This window comes from Shewanella sp. Arc9-LZ (assembly GCF_010092445.1).
GTDB lineage: Bacteria > Pseudomonadota > Gammaproteobacteria > Enterobacterales > Shewanellaceae > Shewanella.
Map to the genome: position 1 here is coordinate 3,854,189 of NZ_CP048031.1, position 17,764 is coordinate 3,871,952.

Genomic DNA, 17,764 nt, shown 5'->3' on the forward strand with positions numbered 1-17,764 from the left:
CATGGTAAAAACATCAGCGTTGCCAGCGTCATCCACACACGACAATAATGCTCTTATTGCCGTTTTAGGTGCAGGTGCGATTGGGCAATTGATGTATCATAAATTGAGTGTTAATACCCAAGAAGCTCAAGTAAACGAGGTGATGTTGATTGGCAGAGATAAGCAGACTCGCCATCAACAATTGCGTTTTATTGACCACACCCAACACACCCATGAAGCATTAGCGACTATATTGGGAACAGATGATAACCGCTTAGCGCGAGTTGAATTACTGTTTGTGTGTGTTAAAGCCTATCAAGTCGAGCAAGCGCTTTTACCTTTATTACCGAAACTGTCGCCTCAATGCCATATTGTATTACTGCATAATGGTTTAGGCCCGCACTTACCTGTTGCTGCAGCCCTTATGCGGTATAAGGATATGGGCTTAACCTTAGGCACCACTTCACAAGCGGCGTTGAAGTTAAGCCCGTGGCAGGTGAAGTACAGTGGTTTGGGTGTGACTCAGCTAGGTCATTATTGTGGCTCTGTTATGTCGGCAGCATTAAAGACATGCTTAACTCGTCTACATAGTGACAACCAACCGATTGAGTGGCATCAACCTGTATTACCAGTCTTGTGGCAAAAGCTGGCCATTAATGCAGTAATAAACCCGTTAACCGCGTTAAATCAGTGTGCGAATGGCCAATTGGCAGCAACAGAATATCAATCACAGATCAGTGCCATTATCGATGAGCTAGTAGAAGTGGCTAAATATGATGGCATCATATTAGATAAGGCGGCTGTCAAAGTGCGGGTTTATCAGGTGATTGAGTTAACCTCGGCAAACTTCTCATCTATGTATCAAGATGTCGCCCACAGCAGACCGACTGAAATTAATGAGATAAATGGCTACATTTGCCAGCAAGCCAAGGCGCTTCATCTTAATGTGCCCAATAATCAATATCTCGTCGACAAGGTTTTGCAATTGAGTAAATCTTGAATGCGATGCTATCACTCGCCTCAACTCAATTTAAATCATCGGGTAAGTCAGCCCAAATCAAAATATTTGAACTGATAATTATTTGCTACTGGATTTAGCTCCACATGACCAAAACAGCTGCTATCGCGATTAAAATCAAACCCGCTACATCGTTAATTTTAACTTTATCTTTAAGCCAAAAAACAGCGATCATCAAGGTAAAAAACACCTCAATCTGGCCGAGTGTTTTAACATAAGGCACAGCCTGCAACGACATTGCGCTAAACCAACCAATTGAACCGATACAACTGGTGATACTAATTGATAAGGTTAATGTGGGTCGTTGCCATAACGCCGCTAAAGTCGATTTATCTTTTGCCAGCAAATAACCAATGAGCACGATTGTTTGTAAGCCAATAACCCACAGTAATACCCATGCAGCACGATGCGTAAACGGCCCTTGCAGAGTTAAACTTGCTTCGCGTACCCATAGCGAGGTCAACGCAAAAGCACTGCCACATGCAAGCCCTAATAAGACTGTTTTAACTGAGAGCTGTTTAAAACCCTGTTTACTGCTTAACAACATTATTGCTAAGCCGCCAATAACAACGCCTATCCAGCCTAATAGGGATAATTGTGTGCCGAAAAATAGCACCCCAAGTATTGCAGCGACTAATGCTTCACTTTTAGCCAGCCCGGCACCAATGGCAAAGTTTTGCATTTTAAACAGTTTAACCATCAAGCCTGTTGCTAGAATTTGCATCGATGATGCACCAATCACAAAGCCCCAAAATGTCCCTGTAAACTCAGGTAATGCACTAGGTTGATATTGATGTAAACCATACAGATAACACGCAGCAATGGGGCCGGCCCAAATGAATCGAGCCAAGGTAACACCTGCAACACTGACTTCTTTACTGAGTTTGCTTTGAAATGCATTGCGCCACGCCTGCATAAACGCAGCGAGGAAGGTAAACATGATCCACATAATTAACTATTGCTCATTACATAAAAAAGCCCTGAAACTTGGTAAAAAGTCAGGGCTTATACAAGGGCAATTAGATTACTGTTTACGACCATTAAAAGACACTGATTAAATGCCTAATTGATTAAAAATCAACTTACCGCTGTTTCAGTCATTCAATGTCATTGATGGCTTACTTGCTGGTATCAATAAACTCAAAAGATTTAACCAATTCATCTACCGCTTTCATCTGGGTTAGGTATTTCTCTAATAAATGCAGTGGTAGCGCACATGGGCCATCGCATTTTGCATTATCAGGATCGGGATGGGCTTCGATAAATAGACCCGCTAAACCTAATGCCATACCACTACGAGCAAGCTCGGTTGCTTGTGCACGACGTCCACCAGCAGAATCTGCTCGTCCACCAGGGCGTTGTAGTGCATGAGTGGCATCAAATATTACCGGATAACCGGTTTGTTTCATTTCGTCCATGCCTAGCATGTCTACAACGAGGTTGTTGTAACCAAAACTACTGCCACGTTCACATAAAATAATATTGTCATTACCGGCTTCGTTAAACTTGGTAATGATGTGACGCATTTCGTGTGGCGCTAGAAACTGCGGTTTTTTCACATTGATCACTGCACCGGTTTTCGCCATTGCCACTACAAGATCAGTTTGGCGTGCTAAAAATGCAGGCAACTGAATAATATCGACAACTTCTGCAACTGGCGCACACTGATGAATTTCATGCACATCGGTTATCATCGGTACGTTAAAGGTTGATTTTATTTCTTCAAAAATACGTAAACCTTCTTCCATACCAGGGCCACGGTATGAGTTAACCGATGAACGATTGGCTTTATCAAAAGACGCTTTAAACACATATGGAATGCCAAGCTTTTGGGTCACTTCCACATAATGCTCGGCAATCGACATTGCTAAATCGCGCGACTCAAGCACATTCATACCACCAAATAACACGAACGGCTTATCGTTAGCGACTTGAACGTTATTAGATAACTGAATAATTTTTTGATCCATTTGATCCTCTTAGCGCATTACGCTGCAACAATTTGTAATAACTGACCACATAGCCATGCCATGTAAGTACCTAATGCATAACCGAATACTGCCAACAACACCCCTACAGGTGCTAATGCTGGATGGAATGCAGCAGCCACCACAGGCGCCGATGCTGCTCCGCCCACGTTTGCCTGGCTGCCCACTGCCATATAAAACAATGGCGCTTTAATGAGTTTAGCAACCAATAACATTAATCCTGCATGCACTAACATCCACACGATACCGATTAAGAAATAAATCGGCGTATCCATGACTTTAGACACATCCATATGCAAACCTATGGTTGCAACGAGAATGTATAAAAATGCCGAGGCGATTTTAGATGCGCCAGAGGCTTCAAGATGACGCACAGGGCTAAATGAAAGTCCTAAGCCAATAGTAGTCACAATTACCACTAACCAGAAGAATTTAGAGGTTAAACTGTAATCTTCGGTCCACGGATAGTTGGCTTCAAAGAATGGCCCCAAGAAATCTGCCGCAAAATGGGCAAAACCTGTCACCCCAAACCCAACAGCCACAATTAACATGATGTCGCGAAGTGATGGAATACGTGAATTCTCGGCGTGGTACTTTTCTACTTTCTCTTTTAGTGCTTCAATTGCGGTGGTGTCTGCACCCGTTCTGGCATCAATCTCTTTAGCTTTTGATGCCATAAACAGCAGTACTGCCATCCAAATATTGGCCACGATGACATCTACCGTAACCATTACCGAGAATATCTCACCACCGACCGAATAAATCTCTTTCATCGCGGCTTGGTTTGCACCACCACCAATCCAACTTCCCGCTAAGGTTGTCATGCCGCGCCATACTGCGTCAGGACCATTACCACCTAGTAGTGATGGATCAATCATTGATACACTTAATAGCGCAATCGGTCCGCCAATAACAATCCCCAGCGTGCCGGTTAAAAACATTATCACCGCTTTAGGGCCTAAACTCAGGATGGCTTTTAAATCGACACTTAAAATCAATAACACTAAACACGCAGGTAATAAATACCGCGAAGCAACAAAATACAGTTGTGACGCATGACCATCAATCACGCCAAAAGTGTTTAGTAATGAAGGTAAGAAATAGCACAGTAGTAATGCTGGGATGTATTTATAGAATTTTTGCCAAAACGGATGGGTAGATGAACTAGTGTAAAAAACAAAACCTAAAATAACGGCGAGTATACCCAGTGCGGTGGCATCATTGCTCACCATTGCTGACGTTGTCATGCAGTGTTCTCCCTTACAAATACATTATATTTTTTGTTGTTATTGTGATTGTTATTGCGAAAATCAATGGTGATTCAAATCGCATGATTTCGCAGCAGAGCTTTTAAAACTGAGCTTGCTGGCGCCCGACTTGCGAACTAAAGCCACTTTGAGTTAACCCAAAGCAGCCTGTTCGGCAGGTAATATCACATCATTAATGATAAACCTGCATATGTTGACTGAGTTCCTTTAATTGAATCTTAACCAGTTCAATCACCGGATCATGCGGACTCAAATCAATGAAGTGTTGTAAATCAGACATGGCCACTTTAATGCAACCTAATTGCTGCGCAATAAACGCTCGCTCGCGATTAAGATGTACATCATCTGGATGCCATTGTAATAATAAATTACAGCATTCCATTGCCTGTTCAAATTTATGACTGACAATACAACCCGCTTTTAGCTCATGTAACATGCGGCTAATTAATCGTTTTAGCGTAGCTGTTTTTAGATGACTCGGCTTTAATTTAGCCGCATTACCCAATTCACCACGTACAAATGCATGCAACTGATGACGGCTAAGCTCTTCACCTGTAAGCGGATCATGATATCTAATAACATCATTCACTTGGCTTTTTAATACCGTATTACCGGGTAATAAAACCGCCTCGAGTGTTAAGTCGAGTTGCTTAGCCAATAAAATGAGTAATATTGATAACGTGGTGCTGTTACCTTGACGCTTTAACACGCAATAGCTTAAATCTGCCGCCTCAACACTAAAATAGTCATCGCGAGCACAAAAGCCTAAATCATTGTAAAACCACTTAAACAGACCTTCAAGCCGTGCTTGTTGGTCAACAACATAGTGACTCAATACCGAACCAGCCATTTCATACCATGCCCACATAGCAGGTTTAGAGGTTGAAAAGCCAAGATGTTCAGAGAGTTCAAATGCAGTTTCAGGTATCGAAACTGCATCATCAAGATGATATTTTGCCATTAAAAACCAATTAACCCATGAATACGACTTGTTTAAAATGAGCCAGTTTGGCCGCTAACACTACCCAACCTATTGCACCGATAAAAGCAAAAAACTTAAACAGTTTATTACGGTTAGATTTAAGTGCCATGATGCCTAAAGCAATGTATGCCGCAACACAGATGATTTTTTCTGTCATCCATGGATCAACAAAAGGATATTGTTTGATCATAAAGCAAAGAGTGAAGCCTGATAGTAATAAAAAGGTATCAATAACATGTGGCGCCACTTTAACAAACTTTTTTTCCATAATAGGAGACTGACGTAAATGCAAAACAAAACGCACGATAAAAAAGATCACACTCATGGCAACTAGCATCATGTGAGTATGCTTTACCGCTGGATATAAACTGTAAAATGTTTCCATTAATTAAGTCTCATTAAAAAGGTCAAAATAAAAGGTGGCTAGTCTACTCTATCAACCAGCCACATACCAATATCACGATGAGTGCTATTTACTTAGAAGGGAAACGCCGAGTAAGACAGGATTATCAATCAGCCCATTGTCCTAGCGTACATCGATCATTGCTGCCAAAGTCTCGCACTGTGGCGACATTTTGATAACCCAGCTCAATCAGTTTTTCACGAACTTTGATTGCCTGCTCATAGCCATGCTCAAGCAATAAGTAACCACCGGGAAGTAAATGAGCCCTTGCTTGCTCTGCAATGTAATACAAATCAGCATAACCTTCATTGCCTGCGGTGAGTGCACTTTGCGGTTCAAAGCGAACATCGCCTAAATGAAGATGCTCATCGGCTTCATCAATGTAAGGAGGATTAGACACAATTAAATCAAAATCGCGCTGCTCTACCGCTGAAAACCAGTCCGACTGGATAATTTCGACTTCGGTTAAATTAAGATTACCGCGATTAGCTTTAGCAAGCTCGACAGCCTCAGGCACATTATCAATGGCAGTAATTCGCCATTTTGGCCGCTCAGACGCTAGAGCCAATGCAATGGCCCCCGTTCCGGTACCTAAATCCAATACTTTGGCATTGTGACGCACAGATAAGTTCAGTGCAGTCTCTACTAAAATTTCAGTATCAGGTCGTGGAATAAGGGTGGAGTCGTTGACAATGAAGGGTAATGACCAAAACTCTCGCTCACCAATAATATGCGCAACCGGAGTGCCACTTTGACGCTTAGTAATCATCTGACTATAAGCTTTAAATTGCTCACTGGTCAGCTGCCGCTCAGGCCAAGTGTATAAAAAACTGCGATTTTTATTCATACAATGCAATAGCAATGCCTCTGCATCCACATGTGCAGATTCAGAGGTTGCAGCTAATTGTGAATAAGCCCATTGCAGGGCTTCAGCAATTGTTGAATACGAAGACTGAGTCAAGAGCACTCCTTAATCGTCAGCTAACGCTGCAAGCATGTCTGCTTGATGTTCTAGCATGATAGGTTCAAGCAAGACATTTAAATCGCCTTCCATGACTTCATTCAAGCGATATAGCGTTAAGTTGATACGATGATCACTTACGCGACCTTGTGGGTAATTGTACGTTCTAATACGTTCAGAACGATCACCACTGGCCACTAAACTACGGCGGGTTGTTTCTTCAGCGCTACGTCTTTTTTCATCTTCAACCGCTTGAATACGCGCGGCCAATACACTCATCGCTTGGGCACGGTTTTTATGTTGTGAACGCTGATCCTGACACTCAACAATAATGCCCGATGGAATATGGGTAATACGAATAGCAGAATCGGTTTTGTTAACGTGCTGACCACCCGCACCAGAGGCGCGGAATGTATCCACTTTTAAGTCTGCTGCATTAATCGAAATCGCTTCAGCCTCTGGTACTTCATGCAATACCACAACAGTACAAGCAGAAGTATGCACACGACCTTGAGATTCGGTTTCAGGCACACGTTGAACGCGATGTCCGCCTGACTCAAACTTTAATTTACCGTAAGCACCGTCACCACTGATTTTAACAATGATTTCTTTAAAACCGCCATGCTCGCCTTCGTTGACATTCATCACTTCCATTTGCCAACGGTTGGCTTCACAGTAACGTGAATACATACGGTATAAGTCGCCAGCAAAAATAGCCGCTTCATCACCACCAGCACCGGCGCGAATTTCAAGAAACGCGTTGGTGTCATCGTTAGGGTCTGTTGGCAATAGTAAAACTTGTAATTCATCTTCAAGCTTTTCTAGCACTTGCTTTGACTGCTTATACTCATCTTGCGCCATTTCGCGCATTTCAAGATCGTCTTCTTCAAGCATCTCTTTGGCGTAGTCGAAATCTTTTTGAGCTTGTTGAAATGCCTTAAAGCTACTCACAACATCTTCAAGTTGAGAATATTCTTTTGATAATCCACGAAAACGGTCTTGATCCGAAATCACGGTAGCATCACTGAGTAACGCTAATACTTCTTCATTACGTTCGAGCAAGCCTTCAAGCTTGCGGATAACGGATTCTTTCATTTAGCTCGCTAACCTTAGTTTTTATCTAAACCAAGCGCAGTTCTTAATTGGCCTAACGTATTCAAATCACCTTGGCGGCTTGCTGAAGTGAGCGCTTGTGTAGGTGAATGTATCAAACGATTGGTCAGCCTGTTAGCTAACTCAAGTATCACTTGTTCACTATCACTGCCTTGAGATAATTTATTCAAGGCACGTTCAACTAATTCATCTTTAATAGCCAAGCTCTGGCTGCGATATTCGCGAATACTGTCGACTGACTCTAAAGACCTAATCCACTCCATAAATAAGTGTGATTGATCTTCAGTAATTAATTCTGCTTGCTCGGCGGCTTCTTTACGTGAAGCCATGTTCTGTTCAATTATGCTATGCAGATCGTCTACAGTATAAAGGAATGCGTCGTCTAACTCACCGACTTCTGCTTCAATATCTCTTGGAACTGCAATATCCACCAACAACATAGGTTGGTGACGACGCTGTTTTAGCGCTTTTTCGACCATACCTTTGCCTAAAATAGGCAAAGGGCTGGCGGTAGAGGATATCACGATATCGGCTTTAGCGAGAAAGTCTGGTATTTGTTCTAAGGTAATTGCGGTCGCATTAAACTCTTCACACATGGCTTGAGCACGTTCAATCGTGCGATTTGCCACCACCATAGAAGCAACACCATTATCTTTAAGGTGCTTAGCGACTAATTCAATGGTTTCTCCAGCACCAATGAGTAACACCTTAGTGGTGCTCAATGATGAGAAAATATGTTTGGCCATGCTGACAGCGGCAAAGGCAACAGAAACCGCGGCGGCACCGATTTCAGTGTCAGTACGCACTTTTTTAGCCACTGAGAAAGTATTTTGAAATAAACGATCGATGGTTAATGCAATAGTGCCTGCTTCTTTGGCTTTCACAAACGCTTGTTTGACCTGTCCCAAAATTTGCGGTTCGCCTAGCACCAGAGAATCTAAACCTGACGCTACCCGCATTAAATGTTTGACAGCAACTTGTTCTTCATAGACGTAGATACACGGCATTAAATCGCTATGATCTAAACCATGATAATCTTCTAACCATTCAATAATGTCTTCCTTTTCAGCATTATTGCAATATAGCTCAGTTCGGTTACAGGTAGACACAATAACAGCCTCACCCGTGCGGGTGCGACTGGCCAAGCTTTTCATGGCATCATGAATGCGGTCTGGAGAGAAAGCGACTTTTTCACGCAAATCTACCGTGGCGGTTTTATGGTTTATCCCGATTATTACTAGGCTCATTAGACGGTATCAAGTTCTTTTCGGTGACGTTAATTAGGCTATTCTACTGAATTGGACCAACTAAAAACACAATTGGCTTAACAAAACCGAATAAATGTCTAAATTTTTATTTATTGATCACATATCTATTGTGCAAACCATTACATTAATATCACATTAATTTTGGCAAAAGCATTTTTACATAATGGCTTAAGCCCAGTATCATAAGATCATCTTAAGCAACCGCTAGGCAATCCATTGCGTTTATCTGCATCTTTATTTCATACAGCTCTCATTACCGTGTTGCTTGTCTTAGCCGGTTGTAGTGTCACTCCATCTGATGATTTCACCCCTATCGATGTGACCAACGCAGCTCAAGCCAAAGCATGGGAACTTCAAGGCAAAATTGCCGTCAAGACATCGCAAGACAAATTCAGCACCAATTTGTATTGGCTACATCAACCTAAAGCAAATGATTTACGCCTAACAACGGTATTAGGCACTACAGTATTAACCCTTAAGACAAATCAAGGTATGGCGACACTTGAAGTTGACGGCAAAACCTATCGTGACAGTAATGCACAAGATTTACTGACAGGTATTAGCGGATGGTCAATCCCGCTTGATAGCCTTCCTTTATGGATTACCGGCCAAATTGGCAGCAATGATAAAATTGTCAGCTATAATCCTGATGGCACAATTAAACAATTAATCAGTCACGACTCTGAAGCCAATTGGGTAGTCAGTTTTCTCGGTTGGCAACAACAAAGCGGCGCGCTTGTGCCTAGGTTGTTGAAGGTTGAGCGTGAGAATGTACAAATAAAAATTCAAACTAATCAATGGACAGCGGTAGCAGCCAAAACTAAATAACGTTAAATATTCAGTGCTGGCTAATCAACAAGGTAGTGAACAAAAACATGACATCGACGAAATCACGCAAATCAGCGGTATCCAAAAGTTGGCCTGCTCCTGCAAAACTGAATTTATTTTTACATGTAACTGGCCAACGAGCCGATGGCTATCACGAATTACAAACACTATTTCAATTTATTGACCATTGTGACTACCTTGATTTTCATATCACAGACACACCAGATTTAATTCTCCATTCTACGATGTCCGATTCTGTCGCTAACAGCGATAACTTAATTCTTAAGGCCGCAAAATCACTTAAGCGTTACGCCCAATATCAAGGCGGTGCGCATATTTGGTTAGAAAAATTATTACCTATGGGTGGTGGTTTAGGCGGCGGTTCATCTGATGCGGCTACCACATTAGTGGCGCTAAATGCCTTATGGAAAACCAATATTTCACCCAGTAAACTGGCTGAAATTGGCTTATCGCTTGGTGCGGATGTCCCTGTTTTTATTAATGGTTTATCTGCGTTTGCCGAAGGTGTTGGTGAGAAGTTAATCACAGTACAACCACCCGAGTCATGGTATTTAGTTATTGTCCCTGATGTACATGTGTCAACCCAGGATGTTTTTCAACATCCTGATTTGCCACGTAACACACCAAAATTAGATATGAGTAGTTTAATGACTCAACAATGGAGCAATGATTGTCAGAAACTGGTCACAACTAAGCACCCTCAAGTTGCCAATGCCTTAAGCTGGCTGGTAGAATATGCGCCGTCGAGAATGACCGGAACAGGTGCATGCGTGTTCGGGGAATTTACACATTCGCAACAAGCCCTTGACGCTTTAGCCAAATTACCGGCTGATATGCGAGGTTTTGTCGCAAAAGGGATGAACAAGTCGCCATTACAAATACGACTTGAGCAGCTCTAACAACATTATTTCTTCTGGGTCAGTTTTGAGTGACAACACGTAAAATTGATCTAGCCTTTAATCGTAAAGCAAACACCTGAGGTTCATAAAGTGCCCGACATCAAGCTCTTTGCTGGTAACGCTACCCCAAATCTAGCCGCCAAGATAGCCGACCGTTTATTTTGCAAACTTGGCGACGCAGTTGTAGGCCGTTTCAGCGACGGTGAAATCAGTGTTCAAATAAACGAGAATGTACGTGGTGCGGATGTGTTCATCATCCAATCTACTTGCGCACCAACTAACGATAATCTCATGGAGCTTATTGTAATGGTTGACGCGCTACGTCGTGCATCAGCGGGTCGTATTACTGCCGTTATTCCGTACTTTGGTTATGCTCGTCAAGACCGCCGTGTACGCAGTGCACGTGTACCCATTACCGCAAAAGTTGTTGCAGATTTCTTGTCAAGCGTGGGTGTTGACCGCGTATTGACTTGTGACTTACATGCTGAGCAAATTCAAGGCTTCTTTGATGTCCCTGTTGATAACGTGTTCGGTAGCCCTGTGTTACTTGAAGACATGTTGGCAAAGAAATTAGAAAATCCTGTTGTTGTGTCTCCTGATATTGGCGGTGTAGTTCGTGCTCGTGCAGTTGCCAAGCTATTAGATGATTCTGACCTTGCGATTATCGATAAGCGTCGTCCACAAGCTAACGTTGCCCAAGTAATGCATATTATTGGTGATGTTCAAGGCCGTGATTGCATCATCGTTGATGACATGATCGACACGGGTGGCACCTTATGTAAAGCTGCTGAAGCATTAAAAGAACATGGCGCTAACCGCGTGTTCGCTTATGCTACTCATCCGGTATTCTCAGGCAATGCTGCTGAAAATATTGCTAATTCTGTTATCGATGAAGTTATCGTGACAGACACGGTGCCATTAAGCCCTGAAATGCTGAAAGTGGCTAAAGTGACCCAGCTAACGATGTCTGCAGTATTAGCTGAAGCGATTCGTCGCGTTAGCAACGAAGAGTCAATCTCTGCGATGTTTCGCCACTAATCATCTTTAGTGAGTGAAACAACTAAACGCACTCTTACGAGTGCGTTTTTGTTTGGTTAAACCTCGCAAAAATACTTTATATAAGTTACTTGAGAAATAAGCCGAACCACCATTACCAGATGTTCGTCAGTATTGAATGGCAGATGTCTAACATTATCCGTCAAATCATTCTACAACCTTCAAGCATTCAACTCATAAGTGCATTTATTGATTGAAGCAATAGCATCATCTCATCGTCCGCTTCCAAACCCAAAAACCAGACTCATCTATGCAGTCATGCTTTGCATGACTGCATTCGACTCTAGCGGATGCTGAGAATGTGCAGAATAGAATGCCTTTTGAGTGTGTAAAAAAGTATTGCCCGCAGTGATACCGGTTTGATAATCATGGCGTAAGCCCATATCTGTGCTACCCAACAATTTGCTTTGCAGATCATCATCAGCAAAAATTTGAATGATCTCGACATCATCTGGTGGATTGGCGATAAACGCGAGCTCTTGTTCGTAAGCATGTTCATGCTGAACCAAGTAATCTATGGTTTTGGGACAATAACCTGACACACAAATCCATGATTTTAATTTATGCACCCAAGCAGACTGTGCATGAAAATCTGCATTAACAGTACGAATTACCACTATTTTTCTCGCACCACGGCGATATGCTTCACGAACCGGTAACGGCGCAGCCAGTCCACCATCAAGATAAAAGTCCGCTTGAGGGTAATCATCGTCGGTCTGAACTTGATTAGCTGCACTGGCGGTTAACCAGGGCGCAAGTTTAACCCCCTGTTTATATAGAAAGGGTAATGCACTTGAGGCTTTAAGCAATTCGCGCCAGTGGTCATTATCACCATTTGGGCGTAAGAAATAACCTTGTCGGTCGCGTGAATTAGTTGCGGTGATCAATAACTCGCGTTGTCCCAAAGATTTTGCTGCTGCGGTAAAGTCTAAGGCAAAACTACCTTGAGTCGTTTTATCAAAGTACCAGTCCAAATCGACAACATTTCCGCCAACTAACCCTCGGCCCAGTTGGTAAAATCGCTTATGTCGTGATAACCCACGGATTAATCGCTTGGCATAGCCTTTTTGGCGAGATAAAAAACTCGTGAGATTTTGTGAACCAGCAGATGTGCCTATGAATAAATCAAAGGGATCAAAATCATTATCTAACCACGCATCTAAAACACCAGCAGTGAATATCCCTCGCTGACCACCACCTTCAGCAATCAGTGCCATCTTGGGTTGTGATGCTTCATAAGGGTTCGTTAGTGGTGTTGGTGTTAGGACGTTCATGATAAGCCTTTCTAAAAATATTCACTGCATAAGACAAGTCTAAACAACAGTAAGTAAAATAGATAACCGATAGAATCAATCGCGTTGATAGGAAAATACTATTGGTAAACAATACCGATTGTATTAATTATCTGCTTATTCAGAGTAAGTTGATAGCAGATGGGATAAGGCTAAGGGGTGATTTTCTTTGAGCAGTATTAACATCAACAGGCTTCAATATGCTCAAAACATTTTGCTGAAAACATTTTGCTGAAAAAACGCAGCAAAAAGCCCGTCTATAAGACGGGCTTTTTAGAATTTGGCTGGGATACAAGGATTCGAACCTTGGAATGCTGAGATCAAAACCCAGTGCCTTACCGCTTGGCGATATCCCAATAGTATTTTTTAAACAGATATGAAAAACAATTGTGACTAAAATTTGATGGTACGGAAAGAGAGACTTGAACTCTCACACCTCGCGGCACCAGAACCTAAATCTGGCGTGTCTACCAATTCCACCATTCCCGCATCAAATTTTAACTTAGAGTATACTCTTTTTATTTCAGAGTAAACTTTGCTTTACCAGCTAACGTAAGTACAACTCACTCTACCCAGTAAATATGGTAGCAATGGCGGGACTTGAACCTGCGACCCCAGCATTATGAGTGCTGTGCTCTAACCAGCTGAGCTACATTGCCAAAGATGGCTGGGATACAAGGATTCGAACCTTGGAATGCTGAGATCAAAACCCAGTGCCTTACCGCTTGGCGATATCCCAATAATCTTGTCTAACTTTATAAATGGCTGGGATACAAGGATTCGAACCTTGGAATGCTGAGATCAAAACCCAGTGCCTTACCGCTTGGCGATATCCCAATCAAACTTTTTGAAACATTCGCTTAAGCCAATATTTCTAATAAATGGTACGGAAGGAGAGACTTGAACTCTCACACCTTGCGGCACCAGAACCTAAATCTGGCGTGTCTACCAATTCCACCACTCCCGCACAACACTCTAGTTTAACATCTTGAGCAGATGGGTAAGAAATAGATGGTAGCAATAGCGGGACTTGAACCTGCGACCCCAGCATTATGAGTGCTGTGCTCTAACCAGCTGAGCTATATTGCCACTATTTCTTGCTATCCCTCTTGGTGAGGAACGGGGCGTATTATGCTTATTCAGGTTATCTAGGTCAACTGGTTTTTTTCGCTATTTTCATCAATTCGACTTGTTCGGCTATAACTTCACCAAACTGAATGCCGAATCGACAAAATAAACCCAATTAACACACCTTAAACACCTTTACGGCCCATTTTAATTTCTAATTAACGTAAGTGACACTTATACGTTAAATAAGAAATGCATTACATCGCCATCTTTAACGATGTATGTTTTACCTTCAACACGTAATTTACCCGCATCTTTGGCGCCAGCTTCACCTTTGTAGGTAATAAAATCTTGATATGCCATAACCTGTGCACGAATAAAGCCACGTTCAAAGTCGGTATGGATTACGCCAGCAGCTTGTGGGGCAGAAGCACCAACAGGTACTGTCCATGCGCGAACTTCTTTTACACCTGCAGTAAAGTACGTTTGCAGATTCAGTAATTCGTAACCTGCACGAATTACGCGGTCTAAGCCAGACTCTTCTAAACCAAGGTCAGCCATAAACTCTGCGCGGTCATCTGCTTCCATTTCTGCTAATTCAGATTCAATAGCAGCACATACAGGCACAACGATAGCATTTTCTGTAGCGGCAATAGCACGAACAACATCTAAATGAGGGTTGTTTTCGAAACCATCATCGGCAACGTTAGCAATGTACATTGTTGGTTTAATCGTTAAGAAGTTAAGGTAAGCAACGGCTGCTAACTCTTCTTTAGTTAATTCCAACGAACGCAACATTTGGCCTTCATTTAACAATGGACGCATTTTTTCAAGTACAGCGACTTCAAATTTTGCATCACCGTCGCCGCCTTTAGCACGTTTAGCTTGACGAAAAATAGCGCGCTCACATGCGTCTAAGTCTGCTAGAGCTAACTCTGTATTAATGACTTCAATATCGCCAGCTGGGTCAATTTTATTCGCTACGTGAACAATGTTCGGATCTTCAAAACAGCGTACTACATGACCAATTGCATCAGTTTCACGAATGTTAGCTAAAAACTTGTTACCTAAGCCTTCACCTTTCGATGCACCAGCGACTAGACCAGCGATATCAACGAACTCCATAGAAGTAGGTAAAATACGTTGAGGTTTAACAATAGCAGCTAACGCATCAAGACGTGCATCTGGTACCGGTACCACACCCGTGTTTGGCTCAATAGTGCAAAACGGAAAGTTTGCCGCTTCAATACCCGCTTGTGTTAACGCATTAAACAACGTTGACTTACCCACGTTTGGCAGACCAACAATGCCGCATTTAAAACCCATATGCTTACCTTTATATATGTAGAGTTATCCCATTGGATAATGATGTCGAAAGGGTGTTAAAACAAAACTCGCTTGGCTTATTCTGCTTTGAACGAATGTAATCTATGCATGGCTTTCGCCATGTCTTGGTTAAATAAAATCTCGGTTGAACGAACCGCTTCATCAATCGCGGCGTTTATTCGCTCTTGCTCTATCGTTGGTGCCCTGCCAAGTACGTAGCCGCTGACTTTATTTTTATCGCCTGGATGGCCAATGCCAATGCGCAAACGATGAAAGTTTTTGTCGTTACCTAAACTGGCAATAATGTCTTTTAAACCATTATGACCGCCATGGCCACCGCCCAACTTGAATTTAGCCACACCAGGATCCATATCCAGCTCATCATGGGCGACTAAGATTTCCTCGGGCAAAATGCGGAAAAAATTGGCTAACGCTGCAACCGACTTACCACTTAAGTTCATATAAGTTGTCGGGATCAGTAAACGAACATCCCTGCCATGCAACGTTGCACGGGCTGTGACACCAAAATATTTACTCTCTGCAACCAAAGGGACATTACATATACGCGCTAATTCTTGCACGTACCATGCACCAGCATTATGGCGAGTTTGTGCGTATTCAGCACCCGGATTTGCCAACCCGACAATCAATTTAATGTTACTCATCACAACCTAGTCAGTTTAATAGCAAACAATGCTGCTAAATGCCTTCATGGGGTACATCAAAATACACATGATGCAAAACGCGGCATTTTATACCAATTTCACTCATAATGTAATCATTCAAAGCCACTCATGCTTTACGGTTGACGACTCTTTACAGAAGTCATGTTTGTTGCGTAGTAAGCCTAGCTAACAAATGGCACATATCGGCAACCGATAGTTTAATTCAGCCCAAGCGCGTACTTCAATACTTTACGTTTTAGCGGTGAGTCGATATTGGCCAGTTTTAACGCGCCATTACGCAGTAATTTTAATGGCAATAAATTGTTACTAAAACCAGCGTAAAAAGCATCCATTGCAGTCATCATCAATTGATTATCATAATATCGCGCTTGCTGATAATGCTTTAATACACTCGCATGCCACCATGTTTTACCATTACCAATAGCATTAGCAATTTGAGCCACCAGCACATCGACATCTTTAAAACCAATATTAACGCCTTGACCAGCTAATGGATTAATCGTGTGAGCTGCATCGCCAATAATAACCAGATTATCTTGATAATATTGTTGTGCATGGCGCCGAGTTAATGGAAAACTACCGCGATTTTCAACAGTAAAATCAGGGTCTAATCTCGATGGGAAATGCAGTCTGATTTGTTCGGCAAGTTGTAGATCATTCAGTTGAGATAACTGTTTAATTCGATTGGCATCGTCATACCACACTAACGAAGCATTATTTCCAGGCAGCGGCAGTAAGCTTCTAGGCCCTGCTGGAGTAAATTGCTGCCAGGTAATTGATTGCTGAGGAGTTTGAGTACTTATATTGATTAACATTGCCGATTGGGCATAATCCCAACCTGTCACCCCAATACCCGCCCATTGGCGCACTTGCGAGTTAGCCCCATCGGCACCAACAAGTAATTTTGTAGTAAGCATATCGCCATTATCCAGCAAAACACCGACTTGATGACCATCTCTTAAACGCGAAAACTGCATCACTTTAGCTGGACACAGTAAGGTGATGTTGTCCATTTGATGAATTTGTTGCCATAGGCTTAATTGAATTAAACGGTTTTCAAAAAAATAGCCTAAGTGCGGCTGGCCAACTTGTTCGGCGCTAAATGCAGTAAGGCAGCCATCAAGTTCCCATGTTTCTAAACCAGTATATGGCACATGACGCATGGTTAGCAGCTCATCCATAACACCAAGTCGCGCTAACAATTGCTCAGATGCCACACTAATTGCCGAAACTCGTACATCTAGAGGCTGCTCAGGTTCATAAGGTTGCGGTTGGCGAGATTCAATCACTGCAACACTGAGCCCTAACTGACCTAATCCAATCGCTGCTGCTGCACCGACCATTCCGCCGCCAACAACGACAACATCATAATGATTAGTGTGACCAGTGGTGTTCGTTGATGTGAATGAAGCATCTTGCATTGTGTTGGCATCCATAAATAGTGAGATGAGTTTCTGTTTAATATGACAGTGAATAGAGGTCAATATATGTATAAATATGTCTATAAGAGCTAAAGCATGACCAAATGTTGCTATAACGGCTTTTACCTACATCTGCTTACAATGAACAAAAATCAATCAATAAACGATTTTATATACTGTGACTGTC

General features: G+C 42.4%; 16 protein-coding genes and 7 tRNA genes. 4 read left to right on the forward strand and 19 right to left on the reverse strand.

The window, feature by feature from the left end; all coding sequences use genetic code 11:
* The first annotated feature begins 1 nt into the window (after position 1).
* On the forward strand, positions 2–979 hold the full coding sequence (locus tag GUY17_RS16500) for a ketopantoate reductase family protein (protein ID WP_162023771.1): 978 nt from the start codon (positions 2–4) through the stop codon (positions 977–979).
* A gap of 94 nt (positions 980–1,073) precedes the next feature.
* Here GUY17_RS16500 and GUY17_RS16505 read toward each other — a convergent pair whose 3' ends face one another.
* From GUY17_RS16505 to hemA, 8 genes are all read right to left on the reverse strand, one after another.
* Positions 1,074–1,946 carry a DMT family transporter gene (locus GUY17_RS16505; protein WP_162023772.1) on the reverse strand — a complete coding sequence of 291 codons (873 nt, stop codon included), beginning with the start codon at positions 1,944–1,946 and terminating at the stop codon, positions 1,074–1,076.
* Positions 1,947–2,115: 169 nt separating this feature from the next.
* Positions 2,116–2,967, reverse strand: coding sequence for a 3-deoxy-8-phosphooctulonate synthase (gene kdsA, locus GUY17_RS16510; protein ID WP_011636211.1), 852 nt, complete (start codon positions 2,965–2,967; stop codon positions 2,116–2,118).
* 17 nt (positions 2,968–2,984) lie between these two features.
* Positions 2,985–4,232 carry a DUF819 domain-containing protein gene (locus GUY17_RS16515; protein ID WP_101088719.1) on the reverse strand — a complete coding sequence of 416 codons (1,248 nt, stop codon included), beginning with the start codon at positions 4,230–4,232 and terminating at the stop codon, positions 2,985–2,987.
* Between the two features lie 193 nt (positions 4,233–4,425).
* Positions 4,426–5,214: a tetratricopeptide repeat protein gene (locus tag GUY17_RS16520; protein WP_101088718.1), complete on the reverse strand. Its 789-nt coding sequence runs from the start codon at positions 5,212–5,214 to the stop codon at positions 4,426–4,428.
* A gap of 10 nt (positions 5,215–5,224) precedes the next feature.
* Positions 5,225–5,620 carry a SirB2 family protein gene (locus GUY17_RS16525; RefSeq protein ID WP_011636208.1) on the reverse strand — a complete coding sequence of 132 codons (396 nt, stop codon included), beginning with the start codon at positions 5,618–5,620 and terminating at the stop codon, positions 5,225–5,227.
* Between the two features lie 124 nt (positions 5,621–5,744).
* Positions 5,745–6,599, reverse strand: a complete 855-nt coding sequence (gene prmC, locus GUY17_RS16530) for a peptide chain release factor N(5)-glutamine methyltransferase (RefSeq protein WP_059744790.1) — start codon at positions 6,597–6,599, stop codon at positions 5,745–5,747.
* A gap of 9 nt (positions 6,600–6,608) precedes the next feature.
* Positions 6,609–7,694: a peptide chain release factor 1 gene (gene prfA / locus GUY17_RS16535; RefSeq protein ID WP_101088717.1), complete on the reverse strand. Its 1,086-nt coding sequence runs from the start codon at positions 7,692–7,694 to the stop codon at positions 6,609–6,611.
* 14 nt (positions 7,695–7,708) lie between these two features.
* Positions 7,709–8,959 carry a glutamyl-tRNA reductase gene (gene hemA / locus GUY17_RS16540; RefSeq protein ID WP_162023773.1) on the reverse strand — a complete coding sequence of 417 codons (1,251 nt, stop codon included), beginning with the start codon at positions 8,957–8,959 and terminating at the stop codon, positions 7,709–7,711.
* A gap of 237 nt (positions 8,960–9,196) precedes the next feature.
* On the opposite strand from hemA, the gene lolB reads away from it, so the two are divergent.
* From lolB to GUY17_RS16555, 3 genes are all read left to right on the forward strand, one after another.
* Positions 9,197–9,808: a lipoprotein insertase outer membrane protein LolB gene (lolB, locus tag GUY17_RS16545; protein ID WP_162023774.1), complete on the forward strand. Its 612-nt coding sequence runs from the start codon at positions 9,197–9,199 to the stop codon at positions 9,806–9,808.
* 47 nt (positions 9,809–9,855) lie between these two features.
* Positions 9,856–10,728 (forward strand): 4-(cytidine 5'-diphospho)-2-C-methyl-D-erythritol kinase, encoded by an 873-nt coding sequence (ispE, locus tag GUY17_RS16550; RefSeq protein ID WP_162023775.1) that lies wholly within the window; start codon positions 9,856–9,858, stop codon positions 10,726–10,728.
* Between the two features lie 90 nt (positions 10,729–10,818).
* On the forward strand, positions 10,819–11,766 hold the full coding sequence (locus GUY17_RS16555; protein WP_011636202.1) for a ribose-phosphate pyrophosphokinase: 948 nt from the start codon (positions 10,819–10,821) through the stop codon (positions 11,764–11,766).
* 266 nt (positions 11,767–12,032) lie between these two features.
* Here GUY17_RS16555 and GUY17_RS16560 read toward each other — a convergent pair whose 3' ends face one another.
* The 11 genes from GUY17_RS16560 to GUY17_RS16610 form a co-directional block, all read right to left on the reverse strand.
* Positions 12,033–13,058, reverse strand: coding sequence for a patatin family protein (locus tag GUY17_RS16560; RefSeq protein ID WP_101088713.1), 1,026 nt, complete (start codon positions 13,056–13,058; stop codon positions 12,033–12,035).
* 299 nt (positions 13,059–13,357) lie between these two features.
* Positions 13,358–13,432: transfer RNA gene (locus GUY17_RS16565), tRNA-Gln, on the reverse strand.
* A gap of 48 nt (positions 13,433–13,480) precedes the next feature.
* Positions 13,481–13,565, reverse strand: a tRNA-Leu gene (locus tag GUY17_RS16570).
* Positions 13,566–13,658: 93 nt separating this feature from the next.
* Positions 13,659–13,735 (reverse strand) — tRNA-Met (locus GUY17_RS16575).
* 5 nt (positions 13,736–13,740) lie between these two features.
* A tRNA-Gln gene (locus tag GUY17_RS16580) sits at positions 13,741–13,815 on the reverse strand.
* A 23-nt stretch (positions 13,816–13,838) separates the two neighbouring features.
* Positions 13,839–13,913: transfer RNA gene (locus GUY17_RS16585), tRNA-Gln, on the reverse strand.
* Positions 13,914–13,958: 45 nt separating this feature from the next.
* Positions 13,959–14,043 (reverse strand) — tRNA-Leu (locus tag GUY17_RS16590).
* Between the two features lie 45 nt (positions 14,044–14,088).
* A tRNA-Met gene (locus GUY17_RS16595) sits at positions 14,089–14,165 on the reverse strand.
* 213 nt (positions 14,166–14,378) lie between these two features.
* The gene (gene ychF / locus GUY17_RS16600) at positions 14,379–15,470 is read right to left on the reverse strand and encodes a redox-regulated ATPase YchF (RefSeq protein ID WP_101088712.1); all 1,092 of its coding nucleotides are present in this window, start codon (positions 15,468–15,470) and stop codon (positions 14,379–14,381) included.
* 77 nt (positions 15,471–15,547) lie between these two features.
* Positions 15,548–16,135: an aminoacyl-tRNA hydrolase gene (gene pth, locus GUY17_RS16605; RefSeq protein WP_101088711.1), complete on the reverse strand. Its 588-nt coding sequence runs from the start codon at positions 16,133–16,135 to the stop codon at positions 15,548–15,550.
* A gap of 218 nt (positions 16,136–16,353) precedes the next feature.
* Positions 16,354–17,577: an FAD-dependent monooxygenase gene (locus GUY17_RS16610; protein ID WP_162023776.1), complete on the reverse strand. Its 1,224-nt coding sequence runs from the start codon at positions 17,575–17,577 to the stop codon at positions 16,354–16,356.
* Between the last annotated feature and the right edge of the window lie 187 nt (positions 17,578–17,764).